This window comes from uncultured Fretibacterium sp. (assembly GCF_938040765.1).
Taxonomy (GTDB): Bacteria; Synergistota; Synergistia; order Synergistales; family Aminobacteriaceae; genus CAJPSE01.
The window spans coordinates 1-20813 of record NZ_CALIAA010000008.1; the positions used below are offsets into that span (position 1 = coordinate 1).

Here is a 20813-nt window from a genome sequence, read left to right on the forward strand (position 1 = left end):
CTCAGATTTGCGTTTTCGAGCTTATAAGCAGACAACCGGCAAGCGCAGCGAACCGAGTTGGTCGCTTAGATTCTTCACCAGGGGCTTCATCAGATTCTTCACCAGGGAGGCTTCATGGTCGAATCAGCGTTTCCCTGAGGAAGGCGGGGCAGCTTTCCCGGGCCGCCCCGCTTTTTGTCGGCCGTCGCGTCAGTCCACGCCGACCATACCGGCGATCAGCGCCATGCGGATGGGAATGCTGAACCCGATCTGACGGAAGTAAAGCTGGAACTCGCTGTCGTCGATGGCGTAGTCGAACTCCACGTCGTTGCGGGGCAGGGAGTGCATGATTCCGACGACCTTTCCGGTCTTCTTCTTGATCTTCTCGAGGCCCTCGAGCGTGATGTAGAAGGGTTTGATCAGGTCCATGAAGGCCGCGCGCGCCTCGGGGTCGTTCTTGGGCACGCTGCATCCCGGAAGGTAGCAGGCGTCGACCTCGGCCATGCAGTCCATGTCCTCCTCGCTCGTCAGGTCGTTGTGCACCGTCACCTTGGCGCCCGTCGCCTTGATCTTGTCCATCACGAGCTGCGGGATGGGGTTGACGCTGGTGCCGACGTAAACCAGTTCCGCCCCCATCGTGGCCAGGCCCAGGGCGAAGGAGTGCCCGCTGCGCGCACGGGAGAGGTCCGAGGAGGCGATCATGACCTTGACGCCCTCGAAGCGCCCCAGCGCCCGGTAGATGGTGTAGACGTCCAGCAGGCCCTGCGTGGGATGGGTGACGTTGCCCCACCCGCCGCTGATGACGGGGACGCGCGCGCCGGGAAGCGCGGGGAAGACCTCATTCTCGTTGGGGTGCCTCAGGGCAATGATGTCGGCGTAGTAGGACACCGTGCGGAGGTAGTCCGACAGCGACTCGCCCTTGGCCGTGGAGGAGCTGGTGGTGGGGTTCGACTCGGAGAGCACGGAACCGCCGAGGCGCAGCATGGCGACCTCCGTGCTGAAGCGCGTTCGGGTGCTGGGCTGGAAGAAGAGGGTCGCCAGCACCTTGCCCTCCATCAAGTTCAGCTTGGACCGCCAATAGGGCTCCAGCATCTCCCCGGCCTCGAAAAGGCTCTGGAGCTGCTCGCGCGTGTAGTCGGTCAGGAACTCGAAATTTTTTCCCCTCAGTCCCGTCTCGGCCAGTTTGTCCTTGATCTGGAACGGGGTGAAGCTCTTCGGCAGGGCCATGAAACGTTGTCTCCTTTCAGACTCGGATATTCGTGATTTCTTTCAGATGCCCGTGATTTTTCGAAAATCAGATCTCGGCGTCCCGGTTGAAGTCCTTGGAGTAGATGTAGGACAGACGTTCGCGTCCCGTGGCGTAGACGGCCTGCTGCACGAAGGGCCCGAACCAGACGAAGTCCTCCTTCTGCACCTGGACGTAGTCGTCGCCCAGAATGTAGACGCCCTGGCCCGAGAGCATGTAGGCCCCGTGCTCCTGAACGTGCGTCTCGATAAAGGGATGGCAGCCGGCAGGCTCGAAGCTCAGGATATGGAAGTTCATGTCGAAGCCCAGGTCGGTGGGCAGAAGGTCCTGGATGAAGACGTTGGCCATATCGTCGTAGATGCGTTCCTGGATGTCGTTGACGTTGCCCCAGAACGTCCGCGCGGCGTGCCCCTCGATGGGCGTATAGCGCTGCTTGTAGAAGAGGATCCGCATGGTTCCCTTGGATTTGTTGGCGAAGTCCATCCCCACGCCCGCCGGGGAATAGGCGTAGCCGCCCTGCTTCAGGACCTTCTCCTCCCCGCCGATCTTCACCGACAGCTCGCCCTCTCCGTCCATGAAATAGACGAAGGTCTCGATCCCCTCCTCCGCGCTCCAGGTCCGCGTGGTCTTGGCGCCCGGCTCGACGGTCGAGATATAGAACACGAAGCTGGCACCGTACTTGGGAGAGGCCAGGATCGTGGTCGAGAACCCCTCGAAGAAGGGAAGGACGTTCTTGACGCGCCCCTCCGGAGGAATCACCGTGTAGCTCCAAGGCTTCACAACCGCACGCGTCGTCAGATTGCCTTTCGGATAACCCATAGCGAAACACCGCCTTCATCAGTTTTTCGGCGAGGCCGTGCCCGGCCCGTGCCGCAAAACGGCTCCGTCCCACGAATAACGGCCCGACAGGGCCGCCGCTTCGGGGAACGTACCGTTTCCGTTTGTGAAAAGTATAGAAAAGCGAGGGAAGGAAATCATTGTGAATGAAACATAAAAAAGCGTCCTGGAATTTATATGCTTACAACAACCGACTCACGCGAACCCGGAGATATCAGGACGCACGTCCTCCGGCCAGCATATCCGTTCGTATCCGCACGACGACCTTTTTGATCGGCGCAGGGTCGCCCAGCGTGACGTAGGGCTGGTGCCCGTCCTCGGGATAGAACAGGGCGAAACTCTTCCCGGCGTCGTTGCGCATCAACAGGTCCCCCTCCCCGCTGTAGAGCTGGACGTCCGTCTCCGCGTTGTAATCCCCCTCCGGAGTCAGCTTCCCGATGGGGCAGTACCCCACATACTCCACCCCCCTCAGGGTCGCCTGAAGATCGGCGTGACGCTTGTGGTTCTCGAACGGCGCACGGTCCCTGGATTGGGTGGTCGGTTCCTGGACCAGGGCGAACACACGGTCCCCATCGATCGGATACCGCCCCGGAGCCAGGGAGAGCAGGTCGTTCCCCCGAATGTACTCGAGCGCCATCCTCACGCCCTCCCCAAGGACATAGTAACGTTCCGCATGTTCCAGCAAAGCTCGGATCATCTCGAAAATCTCCTTTCGTAATGGACTCTTCCTCCCCACGATTTTAGCGGGAAACCGTTTTCCGGCCTCCCATTATTTCCTATTACGAAATAATGTTTTTGATTGTGAAAATATCGATGCTATACTTCGGCCGACCTGCACGATACCGTGGGCGGGGTCCGAAAACGCCGTCCTCTCGTCTCCCACGAAGGCGCGTCTTTATCCGTTCCGCCCGCCGCAACGGGCTTTTACGTTCATCTCTTTACCGGGGACCCCGCCGTCTCACTCATGGATCCATCCACCGGTTTTCCGAGCGGCGGCCATCCCACCGTCCCATGAGACATGACAGGAAAACGCGACGTTTTGTAAGGGGCATTGGGGGTACCTTACAAAAAACGGGCGAGGATCAAGCCGAAAGAGGGGGTGCGCAATGTCTTTCAGTCCAAGGAACGAGTCCGCTTTCAACGACACGAAAATGCGCAGCGGGAAGGTCACTCCGTGTTCGGGAATGTGTTCGTTCTGCACCGCGGAGTGCGTGGGGACCTGCGAGGTCGGATTGGCGGCCATACTGGGGAAGGCCGCGGTCTACCCGACGAATACCGGGAACAACCAGATCGCCAGCGAGAAGGACAACCCCATCGACTACTCCATCTTCAACATCAACGGGCGCTGCTTCGGGGCCCGGGGAGCCGAGGAGGACGGGGACCGGGCGACCATCTTCAACGTGAAGCTGGACCGCGTCATCGAGGGGAAAAACCCGGTGCGGCTGAACGTGCCCCTCGTGCTTCCTGCGATCATCAAGCTGAACTGGAGGGACTATTTTTCCGCCGCGGCGATGGCCGGCACCGTGTGCGTCATCGGCGAGGGATCTCCGAGCAAGGACCCCCACGTCGAGTACAGGAACGGCAAGATCGTGCGGTTCGAGATGCTGAAGGAGATGCTGGACGCGTTCAACCGTTACGACCGCGGCTATGGGCAGATCGTCCTGCAGTGCAACGTGGAGGACGATGCGCAGGGCCTTGCGGAGTATGCCATTACGCAGTGCGGCGCCGGGGCCGTCGAGATCAAATTCGGGCAGAGCGCCAAGGGGACGCAGCCCGCGGTTCGCCTGCCCTCATTGGAGAAGGCGATGGCCCAGAAGAAAAACGGCCTCCTGGTCCATCCGGACCCGGAGGACCCCGCGGTCGCCGAGGCCGCCAAGAGGGGAGCGTGCCCCGTCTTCTGGTCCTACAACCGCCTGCCCATGTGGACGGAGGAGTCCCTGACACGGCGCGTCCGCAAACTTCGGGAGCTGGGTGCGCGCAACGTCTATTTCAAGATGGCGGGGTACGACCGCCGGGACATCGAGCGCGTGCTCCGCATCGCCTCGTCCGCGGAGGCCGACATGGTCACCTTCGACGGCGCCGGCGGCGGCTCGGGATACAGCCCGAACAGGATGATGAACGAATGGGGCCTGCCCGCGGTGTGCATCGAAAACGCCGTCGTCGGCGTGTGTCGGCAGCTGGAGTCGGAGGGGAAATACATCCCCTTCGTGACGATCACGGGCGGTTTTTCCGGGGAGGACCAGGTTTTCAAGGCCCTGGCCATCGGAGCGCCCTACGTGAAGGCCGTCGGGTTGTGCCGCGCGGCGATGGCCGCAGCCATGGTCGGCGACCAGGTGGGGAGATCCCTGGAGGAGGGCTCCGTGCCGAAGCATCTGCAGAAGTTCGGAGGGACCCGGGAGGAGCTTTTTCTGGAGCTTGGGGAGCTGCGCGGCCTCTACGGCGAGGCGGCGGACCGAATTCCGCCGGGGGCCGTCGGGGCCTATTCCTACCTGAAGAAGATCGCCTTCGGCCTGCAGCATTTTGCGGCCCTGAATCGGAAGTTCGACATCGGCCTGCTCGGCCCCGAGGACCTGATCCCCCTCACGGAGGAGGCCCGCCGGCTGCTCCGCGGCACGTGGTTCGAGCCCTGAGTCCGGGGAAAGGCCAAGGGAAAACGGAGGGATTTTCCGATCGATATCCCTCATTTTTGTTTCTTATCGTGAAATATCGTTTTTTATTGTGAAAATATCGATGCTATACTTGGGACAATCGGCGGAGGAGGAGGCGTATCAGGTTGGCGGAGGAGCGCGAGGGGGTCAAGTCCCTTGGCAAGGCGCTGAATATACTCGAATGTGTGGCCGACGGTCCCGACGGGGCCGGCGTCAGCGAGGTATCCGCGCGGCTGGGCATCAACAAGGCCTCGGTGTCGAAGATGCTCTCGACTCTGGCCGCCCATCGTTTCGTCCGTAAGGACCCCCAGACCCGGCGGTATCGGCTGGGCTATCGTCTGGTGGAGCTCAGCGCGCACCTCATCGAGTCCATCGACCTCCGCGCGGAGGCCCGTCCGCACCTCAAGGCCCTAGAACACACCATCAACGAGGTCATCAATCTGGCCGTCTACCACAACGGAGAGGTCATCTACGTGGACAAGTTCGAGGGAACGAAGTCGCTCCGTCTGCACTCCCGCATCGGAGGGCGCGCCAGCCTCACCTGTACGTCGGTCGGGAAGGTTCTTCTGGCCTTCCTGCCCGAGCCCGAACGGCGCTACCTCATGGACGCCGCGGCCCCGGAGCGGCGGACTCGCCTCAGCGTCGCGACCTGGGAGGAGCTCGCCGGGCAGTTCGCCGAAATTCGGAAGCAGGGCTACGCCCTGGACCTCGAGGAGAACATGGAGGGCGTCGTCTGCGTCGGAGCGCCGATCTTCGACTACTCCGGCAAGGTCGTCGGGGCGGTGAGCGTGTCGTGCCCGACGGTGCGCGGGGATATGACGCGCCTGCTGGAGCTCAAGGACCGTCTGCTGGAGGCCTGCACGCGGATATCCGCGGACTGCGGCTACTACGCCGCGGAACGGTGAATATCCTGCGGGATTTCTCGTAATTGCTGTGGTTTTCTGTACTTGTGCTTGGTTTTATCTCAATTCGTTTTCGCGCCTCGTTTTCACGCCTCGTGATTTTTACCATTCAAAGGGAGGAATGCAGTGATGATCAAGACACCGAAGCTTGTAATGATCCCCGGCCCCACGCCGGTGGTCCGTTCGATCCAGGATCAGATGGCCCGGGAGACCGTGGCCTTTGGGGACGCGGGGTTCGTCGCGGACTTCAAAGGGGTGGTCGCCGACCTCAAGTCGATGTGGCGCTGCGACGGCGAGGCCTTCGTCATCGCGGGCAGCGGTACGCTGGCCATGGAGATGGCGGTCTCGAACGTCACCAAACGCGGGGACTCCATCCTGATCTGCTCCCACGGGTTCTTCGGGGACCGGTTCATCGACATGTGCGCGAACAAGGGCCTTGCCGTCGACACCCTGAAGGCGGAGTGGGGCTCGGTCTATACGCCCGAGCAGATGGACGCCGCGCTCTCCGCCAAGAAGTACGCCGCCGTCACCGTGACCCACGTGGACACCTCCACGGGCGTCGTCGTCCCCCTCAAGGCGATCTGCGACATGATGAAGAAGAAGCACCCCGACGTGATGCTGATCGTCGACGCGGTCGCGGCGGCGGCCGGCGCGGAGGCCTGGATGGACTGGGGCATCGACGTCCTGCTGACGTGCAGCCAGAAGGCCTTCGGCGTCGCGCCGGGGCTGGCGATCCTCTGGGCAAGCGGGAAGGCGGTCGAGAAGCGCCGCTCCCTGGGGAAGATTCCCGAGTCCTACGCCGACTTCGAGCGCTGGATCCCCATCATGAACGATCCCTCCAAGTACTGGGGCACGCCGCCCGTCAACATGATCTGGGCCCTCAAGGAGAGCGTCCGCATCATCAAGGAGGAGGGGCTGGAGGAGCGCTACGCGCGCCACATCCGTCAGGCCGGCTACTTCGTGGCGGGCATGGAGGCCCTGGGGTTCCGTCCCGCAGCGCCGAAGGAGATGCGCGCGCCGACGCTGACGGTCTTCTTCTATCCCGAGGGCTCGGGGCTGGAGGACGCGGCCTTCCGCGCGAAGCTGGGGGAGGAGGGCATCTACTCCGCGGGGAGCCTGGCCGGTTTCGCCGGCAAGAGCTTCCGGCTCGGGCACATGGGCAACATCGACAAGCACATCCTGGTTGGGGCCATGGCCGCCGTCGAGCGCGCCTGCCTGAAGTGCGGCTACAAGATCGAGCCGGGCAAGGGGTTGGGAGCGCTCCAGGCCGGCCTGGCGAAGGAATAGCGACCGACACGAGCCGGACAGGGCGGCCCTTCGGGGTCGCCTTTTTCGTGCGTCCAGAAAGTTTTGTATAATGACTCGATCATGAAGTCCCCGCATCGTGATTTCACAAGGAGGCGATGGCTATTTCCCTGACTGTCCGAGAACTCTTGACCTCCCAGGAACTCGCCGAGACCGAGCTGATCGCCGGAGCGGGCGGGCTGGATCGACCGGTCAGGAGCGTCAACGTCATGGAGGCTCCGGACATCGCCCGGTGGCTCAGGGGCGGGGAGCTGCTGCTCTCCACGGGCTACCAGTTCCGCGACCAGCCGGACGATTTCGACGACCTCGTCATGGCCCTGCACAAGGCGGGGGCGGCGGCGCTGGGGTTCAAGGGCCGTTTTCTCAGCGAGTTTCCCCCTCACGCCAAGGACCTGGCCGAGTGGCTGGGGCTGCCGATCCTCGGCCTTCCCCTGGAGCTGCCCTACTCGGACATCATCCGCATCGTCATTCTGAGGACGGACGAGGTGGAGAGCATCCGCTTCTCCGAGTCGGTGCTGCGGTCCTTCACCCAAGTCGTGGCGGAGGGGGGCGGAGCCGACGGGATCGTCCGCAACCTGATGTCCTTTCTGAATACCGAGGTCTGCTTTCTGGATGCCATCTCCGGCCGCTGCTTCTGCGCCGCCAGGGGCGGCTTCAGCCCCGTGTCGAGCGCACGGGAGAAAAAGGCGCTCCTGAGCCGGCACTACCACGAGCGGCTCGGGCTGGGCAACACAACCTACGGCCATTTCATCTTCAAACGCTGGCCGGAGGGCAGTGCCTGGCGCGTCGTCCTGGAACACGCAAAAACCGCGATGCTCTTCAGCTTCCAGCGGGATATCGCCGCCCGACAGGTGGAGGCCCGCTATCGGGACGAGTTCGTACAGGACCTGATCACCCGGAACATCCGATACCGCGAGGAGCTCCTGAACCGGGGACGCCAATTCGGATGGGATCTGTCCGGCTCCGTCCGCTGCGTCATCTTCGACATCGACGAGTACAAGCGACGCTTCGGACAGCCGATGTCGAAGCGTGAGACGCGGGAGCTCGAGGAATCCCGCCAGCGCATCTACGCCCTCTGCAAACAGGAGATGAGGGCCGTGTTCCGGGAGTGTCCCTATTCCACGATGAGCGACTCCATCATCTTCCTTGTAACACCGGAACGGAACATGGACTTTCTATCGCGGCTCCGCGTCGTGGCCGAGGTTGTCCGGAAGAAGGTGCGCTCCTGGACGGACTTCACCCTCACGGTGGGCTGCGGCGACGAAAAAACCGATTTCATGGGCTGCGAGGAGAGCTACGAGGAGGCCCGCAGGGCCATCGAGATCATGCGCCCCTTCTGCGGGGGCAACGCCCTGTACTTCTGGGAGGAGCTCGGCGTCCTCACCATCCTGTCGCCCATCGCCGACGGCATGGAGGCCCGGAAGTTCTGCATGCGCCGCCTGGGCAGCCTGAGGGAGGACGAGCAGCTTTTCGAAACGCTCCAGGCACTGGTACGGTGCGGCTGGAACCAGAGGGAGACGGCACGGGAACTGCAGGTTCACTACAACACCGTCCGCTATCGATACGAGCGGATCTGCGAGCTGACCGGCGACCTCTCCTCCCCCGAGAAGCAGGTGGAGATCTCCGTCGCCCTTCACCTGTGCCGCCTCAACCCGGATCTGTGCCGCCCGGAGGCCCCCAGTCCGCCTCTACGGAGCAGCCATTGACCGGAGAGGCCTTCGCCAGCGCCGTGCCGCCCCGTTGGCCGGGGTCACTGCATCAACGTGCTCCTGAGCCCCTCCGCATCCAGAATCTCGATATCGGGAGGCCGGTATCGGACGAACCCCATGGCCTCCAGCTTCCTCAGCTCCCGATGCAGGGACGGGCGGGACACGTTCAGGGTCAGCGCCCACTTCGTCATGGACCCCGGAACGCGAACCCTGTCCGTACCGGCTTGCGGGGAGCCCATCAGGAGATAAAACGCGATCTTCTGACGGATGGCGCTGTAGGTCATGAGCTCCAGCCGCTGCTGAAGGAGGAAGTTCGCGGACGCCAGCTCCGAGATGAAGTTCTCCATCACACGGATGTCGCCGTGGAGCAGACGGAGGATCCCGGTTCTTTCGAACGTCAATACCTCCGTCGGCTCCAACGCCCTCACTTCCAAGGGGTACTGCTGCATGCGGGAGAACACGGCCGCAGGGCCGATGATGTCCCCCGCCTGGCGGACGGTAAAGTTGATCTGGTCTCCATTGGGATGCAGCTGGTGCGACTGCGCGCTTCCCCTCAGGATGATGCCCACCTGGTCGGCCTTCGCCATGAGGGGGCAGATGGTCTCCCCCTCCTCGTAGCGTTTCACATGGCACGGGATGTCCCCAATGCCCCTCTCGATCTCCTCCGCGGAGAGTCCGCGAAAGAGCCGGCACTTCTCGAGCGCAGAATAATCCATCACGTCCCCCGTTCCCGGACGCCCCTGTCCTGTCCGACAGTTCTCCGCCTTTTTTCATACAGGTTCGTATCCTGAGATACAGACTTCTTATTGATTTCATATTATACTTCCCTTGTCATAAATCACAAGCGGGAGGTGTATTATGAAGGCTGGCACTTTCATCCTTGCGGCGGAGAACCCGGCTTTTCCCGGCTGCACCATATCTGGCGAGATTATCCGGGACACTCTTGTCTTTTCCATGGCGGAGGGGACGGATATCAGCCCCGAGAGCTATCCGGTCCACAAGATTTGGCTGGCCGTCCACGGCGCCCTGCGAATCCTGGCCGGAAAGGAGATTCCGCTCGACGCGGGGCAGTGTTACGTGACCCCCGTCGGAACGCCCGTGGGCATCAAGGCCGATACGGAGGGCGTGTACGTCGAGGTATTGTTGAGAAAGGAGACCGTCATGAACCCCATTCTGAAGGACAAGGAAGTTTTTGCACTGAAGGACCTGATCCCGTATCAGGAGGGCAAGATCGTCAACATGGACATCCTGAGCAATCCCAAGCTGAAGTTCGTGGTGATGAGCTTCGACGAGGGCACGGGGTTGTCCGAGCATTCCGCGCCGGGCGAGGCGCTGGTTTTCGCCCTGGACGGCAAGGCGATCATCGGATACGAGGGGAAGGAGTACCCCATCCGTGCAGGGGAGAATTTCAGGTTCGAGAAGAACGGGCTGCACTACGTCAAGGCGGACGGCAAATTCAAGATGGCGCTGCTCCTGGTCCTCGAGTAAACGGAGGGCGATGCCGGGGGGCGTTGCCCTGGATGCGAACGGACGCCGGGAGCTCCGTATCGGCCGCGGAACGTGCGCCGCTTCAGGATCTCCCGGCCCCTCGGCCAAACGGGGATGAAAGGGCAGAGGCCGGGGCGGGGTATCGCCGGCGGCGGCCGTATCGGCATGGCGGAAGCCATCGTCGGTCGTTCCGCCGGAGCAATTCAGAGGGGGAAACGATGAGAAAGCATGTCAAAGGCAACGTGAGCTGGGTCGGGTATATCGATTGGGAGCTGGAGAAGTTTCATGGGGACGACTACTCCATCAAAAACGGCTCCAGCCAGAACGCCTATCTTATCGAGGAGGAGAAGACCGTCCTCATCGATACGGTATGGGTGCCGCACAGCGACGAGTTCGTGGAGAATCTGGAGCGGGAGATCGACCTGAAGAAGATCGACTTCATCGTGGCGAATCACGGGGAGTGCGACCATTCCGGCTCCCTCGTCACATTGATGGAAAAAATCCCGGAGACGCCCATCTTCTGTACCGCCAATGCCGTCAAAAGCCTGGAGGGGCAGTTCGGAAAGCGCGGCTGGAATTTCCGGGTCGTGAAGACCAAGGACACCCTGGAGATCGGCAACGGCAAGAGCCTGGTGTTCGTGGAGATGCCGATGCTCCATTGGCCCGATTCCATGGCCACCTTTCTGACCGGCGACAACATCCTCTTCTCCAACGACGCCTTCGGCCAGCACTACGCGGTGGAGGAGCTCTTCGACGGCAAGGCCGATCCATGCCTGCTCTGGAAGGAGGCCATGAAGTACTACGCCAACATCCTGACCCCCTTCTCCCCCATGGTGACGAAGAAGCTGGCGGAGATCGGCGGGTACAACCTTCCATCGAGATGATAGCGCCCTCCCACGGAGCCATCTGGGCCGAGGCGCCGGCGCGGATCGTGGAAAAGTATGCGGCCTGGGCCGACGCCTACCAGGAGGATCAGGTCACGGTCGCCTACGACACCATGTGGGAGGGGACGGCGAAGCTGGCGCACGCCATCGCCCAGGAGCTCCACGCCCAAAGCCCCGAGACGGTGGTCAAGGTGTTCAACATCTCGAAGGCCGACAAGAACGAGGTGATGACCGAGGTGTTCAAGTCCAGGGCCATCGCCGTGGGCTCCCCCACCGTCAGCAACAGCTACCTGTCCTCCATGGCGGGGTGGCTGGAGTTCCTGAAACAGCTCAAGTTCAGGAACAAGAAGGCCGCGGCGTTCGGGTGCCACGGCTGGAGCGGGGAGGGCGTCAAGCTCCTGCAGCAGAAATTGAAGGAGGCCGGCTTTACGGTCGTCGAGGAGAACGTGCGGTCCCTGTGGAATCCCGGCGAGGCCGACTATGCCGAGATTCCGGGCTTGGCAAGGGCCCTGCTTTCATAAACGGGGGCCATGGCACATCACGGGGGAACGGCGCAAAGCCAGCGCGCAGGGGGGTGCGGTCATGCTGGAGTTGAGGAACCTATCTTTTTCGGTCGAAAATGACGGCGTCAAAAAGGAGATCATCCACGGCTTGAATCTTGTCGTGAACGACAACACCTTCGTCGTCGTCACCGGCCCGAACGGCAGCGGGAAGTCCACGCTCGCCAAGCTGATCGTCGGAATCGAGAGGCCGACCGAGGGCCGGATCTTTCTGGACGGGTCCGACATCACGGACCTGGGGATAACGGAGCGCGCCAGGAAGGGGATGGGTTTCGCCTTCCAGCAGCCGGTGCGGTTCAAGGGGATCAGGGTCGTCACGCTGCTGAGGCTCGCGGCCGGAAGGGACCTGTCCGTCTCGGAGGCCTGCGACTACCTCTCGGAGGTCGGGCTCTGCGCCCAGGACTATATCCAGAGGGAGGTCAACGCGTCCCTGTCCGGCGGGGAACTCAAGCGCATCGAGATCGCCACCGTCCTCGCCAGGCACTCCCGCCTGACGGTATTCGACGAGCCGGAGGCGGGGATCGACCTCTGGAGCTTCCAAAATCTCATCCGCATCTTCGAGTCCATGAGAAGGAATATCCGGAACAGCTCCATGATCATCATATCCCATCAGGAACGCATCCTGAACATCGCGGACGAGATCGCGGTCCTTGCCGACGGAGCGATAGTCCGGCACGGTGCGAGAGCGGATATCTTTCCGGACCTCATCGGTACGGAGTCGGCACAGGGCACGTGCAACAGATTGAGGAGGGACGTCTGATGGCGAATCTGACCGAGGTGCAGAAGCGCCTGATCCACGAGGTGGCGGACCTTTTCGGCATCCCTGCGGGAGCCTATAATTTCCGCGCCGATGGAGGGCTTGCGGGAAGAAACAGCACGGAGAACATCGACATCGTCTCGAAGGAGGACGGCAGCGGGATCGACATCCGCATCAAGCCCGGCACCACGCGCGAAAGCGTCTACATCCCGGTGGCCCTCTCCGAAAGCGGGCTGAAGGATACGGTGCACAACGACTTTTTCATCGGCGAAAACAGCGACGTGACCATCGTCGCCGGATGCGGCATCGATAATTGCGGCAATCGGGACTCGGAACACGACGGCATCCACCGGTTTTACGTTGGCAGAAACGCGAAGGTGAAGTACGTCGAGAAGCATTACGGCTCGGGGGAGGGCGCGGGCAGGCGCATCCTGAACCCGGTGACGGAGGCGTACCTGGAGGACGGAAGCTCCATGGAGATGGAGATGGTGCAGATAAAGGGCGTCGACTCCACGGACCGCACGACCATCGCCGAGCTGAAGAAAAATGCGCGCCTCGTGGTGCGCGAACGCCTGATGACCCATGGAGATCAGCATGCGATCAGCACCTACAAGGTCGTCCTCCAGGAGGAGGGCGGCAGCGCCGACATCGTCTCGCGTTCCATCGCCAGGGACAGGTCCTACCAGAAATTCGACGCCTGCATCGTGGGGAACGCCCCATGCAGCGGCCATACGGAATGCGACTCCATCATCATGGACGAGGGGACGATCCTCGCCGTGCCCTCCCTCGAGGCGCACCACGTGGATGCGTCGCTGCTGCACGAGGCAGCGATCGGGAAGATCGCCGGCGAACAGCTGATCAAGCTGATGACGCTCGGGCTGACCGAACAGCAGGCGGAGGAGGAGATCATCAACGGTTTCCTCGCGTGACGGCCTCCTCCCTCCCGCGCCAACCTGGCGCCCTCGAAGCCCAGGAGACGTCGGGACGCCAAGGGGCACGCCCGGCGTCTCCTGGGCCCGCGCGACCACCGTCCCGCGGGGATCGCCCATCATGCCGCCGCCGCATCGCAAAACGCAGCGGCAGGGCATGAGTTTACCGGGCAGGGGCGGCGGCACGTCCCCTGAAAGGTGCTACGATGCGCCCGCCTGGCGCCTTCGAAGCTCGTAGACGTCGGGACGCCGGTTTCGGAGCGAGGGGATCCTGGCCCGGACCTCCTCCTGGAAGTCGAGATCGATCTCCGCGAGGGTCACGCCCGGCGTCTCGCGGGCCCGCGCGATCACCGTCCCCCAGGGATCGATCACCATGCTGCCGCCGTAGGCGACGAAGCGCGGCTTCCGACCGATCTGCGCCGCCGCGACGACGTAACAGCCGTTCTCGATCGCGCGGGCCCGCAACAGGGGCTCCCAATGGTCCTTTCCCGTGGGGAGGGTGAAGTTCGCCGGGGTGAAGAGCACCTGCGCGCCCTCCAGGGCCAGCAGCCGAAAGAGCTCGGGGAAACGAATGTCGTAGCAGACGGCGAACCCCAGCCTCCCCAGCTCCGTCTCGGCCGTCACGATCTCGTTACCCGGGTGCACGCGGGCGGACTCCCGGCACACCGTGCCGTCCGGCAGCGTCACGTCGAAGGTGTGGAGCTTGCGGTAGCGCGCCACGATGGCCCCGTGCGCGTCGATCATTACGGTGGTGTTGAAAGGACGCCCTCCCTCCGGGTTGAGCTCGGCGAAGCTCCCGCCGTGGATGTGGACCCTGTGCCGCCTGGCCTTCTCCATCAGGAGCTCCGCGGTCGGCCCCGGTATGGGCTCCGCCTCGGCGCCATCGCCGGGCTCGCCGATGAAGTTCATGACCTCGGGCAGGGAGATCAGACGGGCTCCCCTCTCCGCCGCCTCGTCGATGTACCGGGAAACCCGCTCCAGGTTGCCCGCCTTGTCGCTGCCGGTGTCCAGCTGGACGACCGCGACGCCATACCTCCTCGAGCTCGAAGGAAACTCCAGGCTCAAACGAAACACCTCCCAGAATCGATGCAGACCGTCGATGCGGACCATCGGTCCGCTTCTCGTTGCGGGCCCCGGCCGCTTCGCGGCCTGCCCCATGCTCTCCGTCCATTATCCCTCAAACCGGGACGCACGCCGTCCTCCCTTGGCGAAGAACCGCAGGGGACCTCCGGGGCAGGAGAAACGAACGGGCGGCCCAAAAGGGCCGCCCGTGAGAAAAATCCGGCAAAGACGCTGCCGTCCCTACTTTCTGCGCCTGCTCCGGAGCGGGAGCAGCGCCAAAAGAGCAACGATGCCCGCAAGTCCCGCATCGCATCCGCCGCCGCCGCTGCGCGACTTCCGGTTCGGGTCGGGCAGGAGCGGATCACCGGGGTTCGGTCTGGGGAGGGGGCCAGGCTGCCCCGGCCTCGGGTTCGGGTTCGGGCCGGGAGCCCCCCCGGAGCCCTTCTTCACGATAGTGTAAGTCATGTCGGCACTGGCCGTCGCCGTCGAGGCCCGGAAGCCCAGCGGGATATCCCCGCTGACAGTAGCGTCCGGCGTACCGGAGAGGGTGACCGTCACATCGCTCGAGACCCCGCCTTTCGGCGTCACAACGTATCCCAGCCATACCGGGAGGGAACTGCCGGGAATGGTCGTCACTGTCAAAGCCTGCCCTGCGGAAGACGTGACGTCGAAGGAGGCGGCAAAGGGGACCCCCGGCTCATACTCCCTGCTGGCCAGGGTGTCCGTGGGCGGGGTGAAGACGACAACGTCGGCCGAGGCGACGGCCCGCGTCCCAATCATCACGCTCCGCCGGTCCCCGCTGAGCTGGATTTCGTACTTGGCAGCACTCGCAGGATCCAAACGGACCTGCGCCGCCGCCGGGATGGGCGAATCACAGTCGATCACCCGCAAGACATCCCCCGGGGCCAGGGCCGCCGGGACATTGATCAGCTTCAACATCACGTCGCCGGTCAGCGAATCGAGCTTCAGCGCAGGCAGGAGCGCAGTGGCATCGGCCACGTCCAAGCTGGCAATCGAGCTGCCCGCGGCGAAATCAAAACCGGCATCGGCATCGGCCCCCTTCTCGAACTGCACTTCTTTGCCGGCCGCGACCTTGACGGTCATGTTGCCGGAAAAGGCATCGTTCTTTTTGACGTGGAGCAGACCACCGTTCACATGCCAAACGGTTCCCCCTGCAGCTGCAGTGACGGTTCCCGTCAGCTGCACGATCCCGCCGCTTTGATGCACCGCCGCCGGAGCGCTCATCTTGCCCAGCTTCAGCCTAGCACTCGAGGGAACGTTCAGATTCAGGCGATTAACGGCATCAAAAGCCAGCGCCGACGCCCCTACAGTCCGGATTTCGGCATTGCCCTCCAGCTCGATGTTGACCGCGGCATCCCCGCTTCCCAGCGTCAAGTTATGACCGGCTCTGATATCGAGGGAAACGTCCGGGCTCAGCAGGAGCCCCCCCGCGAAGGCTGCATTAGTGATCCCCACTATGGTCTTGGACCTGCCGATCACCACGTGGTCCACCGAAGCCGGCACCCCGGCGGGGACCCAGTTGGCGCCGTCGCTCCACACGCTGTCCGGGACACTATTACTCCACACCTTTTCCGCCGCCCCGGCGCCGGAGGGGAACAGAAAAGCCACAAGCGCAACTGCCAACAAGAAGCCTTTTCTCACATCGACATCCTCCTTTTCGAACTTGCCCTGCGCCGCCGCGGCACGGGGCACGACGCGTTCAACGCGCCTCCGTTTTCATTGCATTGCTCTTGATTATACACCGTGCGGCACGTCAGGCAGCCCCGGGGACAAACGGGGGGCGAGGGAAACGCCAGGAACCGGCCCCCGGCGCTCCGCCTTTTTCCGGCTTGACGGCCCGGACAACTCCTATATAATTTACATTGCGGTAGTTTGAAGAAAGTCGCAACCCTGAAAGAAGGATATGAGAGAGACCCATGCGGGGAGGAACTCCCGGCGGGGCGCCGAAGGGGCAAGTGCTCGAGACACGGAAACTCTCAGGCCAAAGGATCGTATCCGGACAGGACTCTGAAGCTGTACGTTTCCTTTTCATGAAGGAGAGACCGGCGACAGAATGCAGAAGGTCCGGAGGGGTAGTCGATGCAGAACAACACCGTGCTCATCACCAACAACGAAGAGCTCTCGCGGATCGTCCGAAACGGGCGTTTCGTAAAGGGGTCGTCTTTGGATGTTCTCGTGTCCGTCCGAAGCTCCGTACACCTTGGCGGGCGCCTTCTCACCCATCCGCTCTGCGGCAACCTCAGACCCTACCAGCAGCCTTTTCGCTCCGTCCTCATCCAGGAGTTCCCGGGAGCGCTCGTGGACCTGGAGTCCCTGTCTCTCATCGAAAATGCGGTGGCCGTATACAAGAGCTGCGAGGATCGCATGCTCCTTCCCGAGAACCTGGACGAACCGACCCGTGCGGATTACGCCTTCATCGACAGTGAGTTGATGAGGGAAAGTCTGGAGCGGTACGGCATGTTGTCGCGTCATTCGGCACTGCCGCCCGCCGTATTGCTTACCCATAGTTCAAATTAAAGGAGGTGAATGCACAATGCCTGTCGAGTTGACGAAGGAGAACTGCGACGCCGAGGTGAAGCAGGCCAGCGGTGTGGTCGTCATGGACTTCTGGGGTCCCGCATGCGGACCCTGCATGGCCCTGATGCCCAAGTACATGGAAATCGCCGAGAAGTACGAGGGCAAGGCCAAGTTCTGCAAGGTGGATACGTCCACGAACAAGCGCGTGGCCATCAACTTCAAGGTCATGAGCCTGCCGACGATCCTGTTCTACAAGGACGGCGCGGAGGTGGCCCGCCTTGGCGGCACCGACGCCACGGCCGAGAACATCGAGGCCAAGGTCAAGGAGCTGATCGGGTAACGGAAGGCGGCCGGAGGAGAGCGCCCGATTCTCTGCGGCCTTTTGCCCGTGCCTGACTCCAAGGGCCGGAGCACGGGCGGGGCGCTCCGGCTTTTCAGGGCGGGACGGGCCCGCGGCGCCCGCGCGGTCGGCGAAAGAGCGTTATGCGACGCTTCGAGCCGTCGAGGCGGGAATCCCCATGAGGGGGATGTCATCTCTATACGCATCATGAAGAAAAGGAGGAAAGAGAATGAAGCTGGAACTTCACAGAGTTTTTGTCAAGAAGCTGAAGTTCGGGGATAAGACCGGCTATGCGGACGGGACGCTGACCGTCAACAAAAAGGAGCTGCTCGACCTGATAGCCGAGGATCCTCTCCTGGGCAAGAACCTGGATGTCGACCTGGCCATGCCGGGGGAAAAGACCCGCATCATTCCGGTTAAGGACGTGCTTGAGCCCCGTTGGAAGATCGAGGGCAAGGGGCAGGTCTTCCCGGGCATCCTGAGCGATGTCGAGACCGTCGGCGAGGGCAAGACCCTCGTGCTGACGGGGGCGGCCGTCCTGACGGCGGGCAAGCTGGTGCGCTTCCAGGAGGGCATCATCGATATGTCCGGCCCCGGTGCGGAGTACACGCCCTACTCCAAGACCTGCAACGTCGTCCTCGTGCTGGAGCCGTCCGATCCCGAGATGGACAAGCACGACTACGAGAAGGCCTGCCGCGTCGCGGGGCAGAAGGCCGCGGCCTATCTGGCCCGCTGCTGCGCCGAGGCCGGGGTCAAGGCCGAGAAGGTGGACGTCCACGAGTTCGCGAACTTCCGCGACGGCATGGCCGCTCACCCCGGGCTGCCCAAGGTGGGGTACATCTACATGCTCCAGACGCAGGGCCTGCTGCACGACACCTATCTCTACGGCGTGGACGTCAAGAAGATCCTGCCGACGGTTATCTCGCCGCTCGAGGTCATGGACGGCGCCATCACGTCGGGCAACTGCGTCTCCGCCTGCGACAAGAACAGCACCTACGTCCACCAGAACAACCCCGTCATCGCGGACATGCTGAGGCGCCACGGCAAGGACTTCAACTTCGTGGCCTGCATCGTCACCAACGAGAACGTCACCCTGGCCGACAAGCGCCGCAGCTCCACCTACGCCACCAAGCTGGCCTCCATGTTCGGGCTTGACGGCGTGGTCATCACGGAGGAGGGCTTCGGCAACCCCGACGCCGACCTGGTGATGAACTGCTGGAAGGCGGAGCGCCTAGGTATCAAGACCGCGCTGCTGACGGACGAGTACGCCGGACAGGACGGCGCGAGCCAGTCCCTGGCCGACTCCTGCCCCGAGGGCAACGCCTGCGTCACGGCGGGCAACGCCAACGAGGTCATCGTCCTGCCCCCGATGGACAAGGTCATCGGCTTCCCCGAGATGGCCCATGTCATCGCGGGCGGCTGGCAGGGTTCTCTGGCCGACGACGGCACCATCACGGTGGAGCTTCAGGCCATCACCGGCGCCACCAGCGAGCTGGGCTACACGAAGCTGGGCGCCTACACGATCTGAGCGAGAGCTCAGGAACCGATTTTGCAACGGAAACAGGCTTCGTAATCCGTACCGGATCCAAACGAAACGGAATCGGGAACAGGGTTCCTGAAAAATTTAAGAGTAAGAAAAATCAAGAAAGGAAGGTGTCAAACATGGGCAAACTGGCAGGCAAGAAGCTGCTGCTTCTCGGTGAGCGCGACGGCGTTCCCGGCCCCGCCATGGAGGCATGTTTGAAGGACAGCGGTGCCGAGATCATCTTCTCGGCGACCGAGTGTTTTGTCTGAACCGCCGCAGGGGCGATGGACCTGCAGAACCAGCAGCGCGTCAAGGATGCTGGTGAGAAGTACGGAACCGATTGCATCGTCATTCTTGGCTCCTCCGACGCCGAGGGCGCGGAGATCTATGCCGAGACCGTCAGCAACGGCGATCCGACTTATGCAGGCCCGCTCGCCGGAGTCTCGTTGGGACTCCCCGTATATCATATTTTCGACCCCGTCATTCGCGCAGAGTGCGATCCCGCCGCGTGGGAAGAGCAGATCAGCATGATGGAGATGGTGCTCGACCCGGATGGGTTGGCTGCAGCGGTTAAGGGCATTCGCGATCAGTTCAGCAAGGACGTTGTGGATTGACCCTTTTGAGGCTGTAAATCCAAAATACGGAAAGGTGGGATATCAATGGCGTTTCGGGTCGTTCATTATATAAACCAATTCTACGCAAATATAGGCGGCGAGGAAAAAGCCGACTATAAGCCCGAAATTCGAGAGGGCGTCGTCGGCCCCGGCATGGCCCTGAAGGGGGCTCTGGGAGCCGACGCCGAAATTGTGGCAACAGTCGTCTGCGGTGACTCCTACTTCGCGACCAACATGGAGAAGGCGAGCGCTGAGATCATCGAGATGATCAAAAAATACAAGCCGGACGCCTTCGTGGCGGGGCCTGCGTTCAACGCCGGCCGTTACGGGACCGCGTGCGGCGCCATGTGCGAGGCTGTCTCCAAGCAGCTGGGAATTCCCGTTGTCAGCGGCATGTACCCGGAGAACCCCGGCGTCGAGATGTACAAGAAGGCCGCCTATATCGTGGAGACCCCCGACAGCGCGGTAGGCATGAGAAAGGCCATCCCGGCCATGGCCAAGCTGGTCCTGAAGCTCCTGAAGAAGGAGAAGCTGGGCAAGCCCGCCGAGGAAGGTTACATTGAGCGCGGCGTCCGCAAGAACATGTTCTACGACAAGCTGGCGGCCGACCGCTGCGTCGAGATGTTCGTCGCCAAGCTGAAGGGCGAGCCGTTCGAGACCGAGTACAAGATGCCGGTCTTCGACCGCGTGCCTCCCCAGCCCGCCGTCAAGGACATGAAGAATGCCGTCATCGCCATCGTGACGTCGGGCGGCATCGTCCCGAAGGGCAACCCCGACCACATCGAGGCGTCCAGCGCCAGCAAGTACGGCGAGTACGACATCACCGGCGTGAACGACCTGACCTCCGACAAGTACTGCACGGCCCACGGCGGCTACGACGCCACCTACGCCGATCAGGACGCGGACCGGGTCATTCCCGTCGACGTCCTGCGCGACATGGAGAAGGAAGGCGTCATCAAGAAGCTGCACAACAAGTTCTACACCACCGTCGGAAACGGTACGGCCGTCGCCAGCGCCAAGCGGTTCGGCGCGGAGATCGCCGACAAGCTGGTGGCCGACGGCGTGACCGCGGTCATCCTCACCTCGACCTGAGGCACCTGTACTCGATGCGGTGCATCGATGCTGAAGGAAATCGAGCGCAAGCTGCCCGTGGTACACATGTGCACGATCGTCCCCATCTCCCTGACGGTCGGCGCAAACCGGATCGTCCCGACGATCGCCATTCCCCATCCTCTCGGCGACCCGACCCGTACGCCCGAGGAGGAGAAGGCTCTGCGCCGTCGTCTCGTCGAGAGGGCACTGAAGGCCCTCCAGACGGACATCACCGAGCAGACCGTCTTCACGGAGTAGGAGATCGTCAGCGTTTTGTTTCTCCGAGGCCCAGGGTCGCACCTGGGCCTTCGGTGTAATATATTGCTTTAGGAAATGTTGATTTTATCTATGAAGCCTCCCGGTGGTACCCCAGCTTGCCTGTTTTGAGGAAAAAGCTC

General features: G+C 62.6%; 20 protein-coding genes and 1 riboswitch. Of the genes, 14 read left to right on the top strand and 6 right to left on the bottom strand.

The features are described from left to right. Positions 1 to 189: 189 nt before the first annotated feature. The 3 genes from Q0176_RS00145 to Q0176_RS00155 all read right to left on the bottom strand — a co-directional run bounded on the left by Q0176_RS00145 (position 190) and on the right by Q0176_RS00155 (position 2759). The gene (locus Q0176_RS00145; RefSeq protein WP_299297833.1) at positions 190 to 1206 is read right to left on the bottom strand and encodes an aspartate carbamoyltransferase; all 1017 of its coding nucleotides are present in this window, start codon (positions 1204 to 1206) and stop codon (positions 190 to 192) included. A gap of 67 nt (positions 1207 to 1273) precedes the next feature. After that, positions 1274 to 2044, bottom strand: coding sequence for a (S)-ureidoglycine aminohydrolase (gene allE, locus Q0176_RS00150; protein ID WP_299297835.1), 771 nt, complete (start codon positions 2042 to 2044; stop codon positions 1274 to 1276). Positions 2045 to 2276: 232 nt separating this feature from the next. Then, positions 2277 to 2759 (bottom strand): YhcH/YjgK/YiaL family protein, encoded by a 483-nt coding sequence (locus Q0176_RS00155; protein ID WP_299297837.1) that lies wholly within the window; start codon positions 2757 to 2759, stop codon positions 2277 to 2279. Positions 2760 to 3168: 409 nt separating this feature from the next. Here Q0176_RS00155 and Q0176_RS00160 point away from each other — a divergent pair, with 409 nt between their 5' ends. The 4 genes from Q0176_RS00160 (at position 3169) to Q0176_RS00175 (ending at position 8623) form a co-directional block, all read left to right on the top strand. Then, entirely contained in the window at positions 3169 to 4692 is a 1524-nt protein-coding gene (locus Q0176_RS00160) for a glutamate synthase-related protein (protein WP_299297839.1), read from the top strand. Positions 4693 to 4835: 143 nt separating this feature from the next. Further along, positions 4836 to 5615, top strand: coding sequence for an IclR family transcriptional regulator (locus Q0176_RS00165; RefSeq protein ID WP_299297841.1), 780 nt, complete (start codon positions 4836 to 4838; stop codon positions 5613 to 5615). 126 nt (positions 5616 to 5741) lie between these two features. Further along, the gene (locus Q0176_RS00170) at positions 5742 to 6899 is read left to right on the top strand and encodes an alanine--glyoxylate aminotransferase family protein (RefSeq protein ID WP_299297843.1); all 1158 of its coding nucleotides are present in this window, start codon (positions 5742 to 5744) and stop codon (positions 6897 to 6899) included. Between the two features lie 116 nt (positions 6900 to 7015). After that, positions 7016 to 8623 carry a PucR family transcriptional regulator gene (locus Q0176_RS00175; RefSeq protein WP_299297845.1) on the top strand — a complete coding sequence of 536 codons (1608 nt, stop codon included), beginning with the start codon at positions 7016 to 7018 and terminating at the stop codon, positions 8621 to 8623. Between the two features lie 44 nt (positions 8624 to 8667). On the opposite strand, the gene Q0176_RS00180 is transcribed toward Q0176_RS00175, so the two are convergent. Then, positions 8668 to 9342 carry a Crp/Fnr family transcriptional regulator gene (locus Q0176_RS00180; protein WP_299297847.1) on the bottom strand — a complete coding sequence of 225 codons (675 nt, stop codon included), beginning with the start codon at positions 9340 to 9342 and terminating at the stop codon, positions 8668 to 8670. Between the two features lie 142 nt (positions 9343 to 9484). Between Q0176_RS00180 and Q0176_RS00185 the strand changes: the two genes are divergently transcribed. The 5 genes from Q0176_RS00185 (at position 9485) to Q0176_RS00205 (ending at position 13244) form a co-directional block, all read left to right on the top strand. Continuing rightward, on the top strand, positions 9485 to 10114 hold the full coding sequence (locus Q0176_RS00185) for a cupin domain-containing protein (protein ID WP_299297849.1): 630 nt from the start codon (positions 9485 to 9487) through the stop codon (positions 10112 to 10114). Positions 10115 to 10332: 218 nt separating this feature from the next. Beyond that, a complete protein-coding gene (locus tag Q0176_RS00190) occupies positions 10333 to 10998 on the top strand; it encodes an MBL fold metallo-hydrolase (protein WP_299297851.1) in 666 nt (221 codons plus the stop codon). Positions 10999 to 11045: 47 nt separating this feature from the next. Continuing rightward, positions 11046 to 11519, top strand: a complete 474-nt coding sequence (locus Q0176_RS00195) for a flavodoxin domain-containing protein (protein WP_299297853.1) — start codon at positions 11046 to 11048, stop codon at positions 11517 to 11519. 61 nt (positions 11520 to 11580) lie between these two features. Continuing rightward, positions 11581 to 12318, top strand: coding sequence for an ATP-binding cassette domain-containing protein (locus Q0176_RS00200; protein WP_299297855.1), 738 nt, complete (start codon positions 11581 to 11583; stop codon positions 12316 to 12318). Further along, positions 12318 to 13244 carry a SufD family Fe-S cluster assembly protein gene (locus Q0176_RS00205; RefSeq protein WP_299297857.1) on the top strand — a complete coding sequence of 309 codons (927 nt, stop codon included), beginning with the start codon at positions 12318 to 12320 and terminating at the stop codon, positions 13242 to 13244. Before Q0176_RS00200 ends, Q0176_RS00205 begins: the two co-directional genes overlap by 1 nt. A gap of 201 nt (positions 13245 to 13445) precedes the next feature. Here Q0176_RS00205 and Q0176_RS00210 read toward each other — a convergent pair whose 3' ends face one another. Both Q0176_RS00210 and Q0176_RS00215 read right to left on the bottom strand, forming a co-directional pair. Continuing rightward, positions 13446 to 14309, bottom strand: a complete 864-nt coding sequence (locus Q0176_RS00210) for a carbon-nitrogen hydrolase family protein (RefSeq protein ID WP_299297859.1) — start codon at positions 14307 to 14309, stop codon at positions 13446 to 13448. Positions 14310 to 14546: 237 nt separating this feature from the next. Further along, entirely contained in the window at positions 14547 to 15968 is a 1422-nt protein-coding gene (locus Q0176_RS00215; RefSeq protein WP_299297861.1) for a hypothetical protein, read from the bottom strand. A gap of 253 nt (positions 15969 to 16221) precedes the next feature. Then, a riboswitch (glycine riboswitch) is annotated at positions 16222 to 16329 on the top strand. 77 nt (positions 16330 to 16406) lie between these two features. On the opposite strand from Q0176_RS00215, the gene Q0176_RS00220 reads away from it, so the two are divergent. From Q0176_RS00220 to grdB, 5 genes are all read left to right on the top strand, one after another. Then, positions 16407 to 16844: a GrdX family protein gene (locus Q0176_RS00220; RefSeq protein WP_299297863.1), complete on the top strand. Its 438-nt coding sequence runs from the start codon at positions 16407 to 16409 to the stop codon at positions 16842 to 16844. Between the two features lie 16 nt (positions 16845 to 16860). After that, positions 16861 to 17184, top strand: coding sequence for a thioredoxin domain-containing protein (locus Q0176_RS00225; RefSeq protein WP_299297865.1), 324 nt, complete (start codon positions 16861 to 16863; stop codon positions 17182 to 17184). 229 nt (positions 17185 to 17413) lie between these two features. Further along, the gene (locus Q0176_RS00230) at positions 17414 to 18712 is read left to right on the top strand and encodes a glycine/sarcosine/betaine reductase component B subunit (RefSeq protein WP_299297867.1); all 1299 of its coding nucleotides are present in this window, start codon (positions 17414 to 17416) and stop codon (positions 18710 to 18712) included. A gap of 134 nt (positions 18713 to 18846) precedes the next feature. Continuing rightward, on the top strand, positions 18847 to 19323 hold the full coding sequence (grdA, locus tag Q0176_RS00235) for a glycine/sarcosine/betaine reductase complex selenoprotein A (protein WP_299297869.1): 477 nt from the start codon (positions 18847 to 18849) through the stop codon (positions 19321 to 19323). Between the two features lie 45 nt (positions 19324 to 19368). After that, a complete protein-coding gene (gene grdB / locus Q0176_RS00240; RefSeq protein WP_299297871.1) occupies positions 19369 to 20673 on the top strand; it encodes a glycine reductase complex selenoprotein B in 1305 nt (434 codons plus the stop codon). Positions 20674 to 20813: the final 140 nt, after the last annotated feature.

Bases quoted from the DNA above. Each gene is read 5' to 3' on its own strand.
- Q0176_RS00145 (WP_299297833.1), bottom strand. From the start codon at position 1,206: ATGGCCCTGCCGAAGAGCTTCACCCCGTTCCAGATCAAGGACAAACTG.
- Q0176_RS00220 (WP_299297863.1), top strand. From the start codon at position 16,407: ATGCAGAACAACACCGTGCTCATCACCAACAACGAAGAGCTCTCGCGG.
- Q0176_RS00180 (WP_299297847.1), bottom strand. From the start codon at position 9,342: ATGGATTATTCTGCGCTCGAGAAGTGCCGGCTCTTTCGCGGACTCTCC.
- Q0176_RS00225 (WP_299297865.1), top strand. From the start codon at position 16,861: ATGCCTGTCGAGTTGACGAAGGAGAACTGCGACGCCGAGGTGAAGCAG.
- Q0176_RS00160 (WP_299297839.1), top strand. From the start codon at position 3,169: ATGTCTTTCAGTCCAAGGAACGAGTCCGCTTTCAACGACACGAAAATG.
- allE (WP_299297835.1), bottom strand. From the start codon at position 2,044: ATGGGTTATCCGAAAGGCAATCTGACGACGCGTGCGGTTGTGAAGCCT.
- Q0176_RS00185 (WP_299297849.1), top strand. From the start codon at position 9,485: ATGAAGGCTGGCACTTTCATCCTTGCGGCGGAGAACCCGGCTTTTCCC.
- Q0176_RS00230 (WP_299297867.1), top strand. From the start codon at position 17,414: ATGAAGCTGGAACTTCACAGAGTTTTTGTCAAGAAGCTGAAGTTCGGG.
- Q0176_RS00170 (WP_299297843.1), top strand. From the start codon at position 5,742: ATGATCAAGACACCGAAGCTTGTAATGATCCCCGGCCCCACGCCGGTG.
- Q0176_RS00155 (WP_299297837.1), bottom strand. From the start codon at position 2,759: ATGATCCGAGCTTTGCTGGAACATGCGGAACGTTACTATGTCCTTGGG.
- Q0176_RS00175 (WP_299297845.1), top strand. From the start codon at position 7,016: ATGGCTATTTCCCTGACTGTCCGAGAACTCTTGACCTCCCAGGAACTC.
- Q0176_RS00200 (WP_299297855.1), top strand. From the start codon at position 11,581: ATGCTGGAGTTGAGGAACCTATCTTTTTCGGTCGAAAATGACGGCGTC.
- Q0176_RS00190 (WP_299297851.1), top strand. From the start codon at position 10,333: ATGAGAAAGCATGTCAAAGGCAACGTGAGCTGGGTCGGGTATATCGAT.
- Q0176_RS00205 (WP_299297857.1), top strand. From the start codon at position 12,318: ATGGCGAATCTGACCGAGGTGCAGAAGCGCCTGATCCACGAGGTGGCG.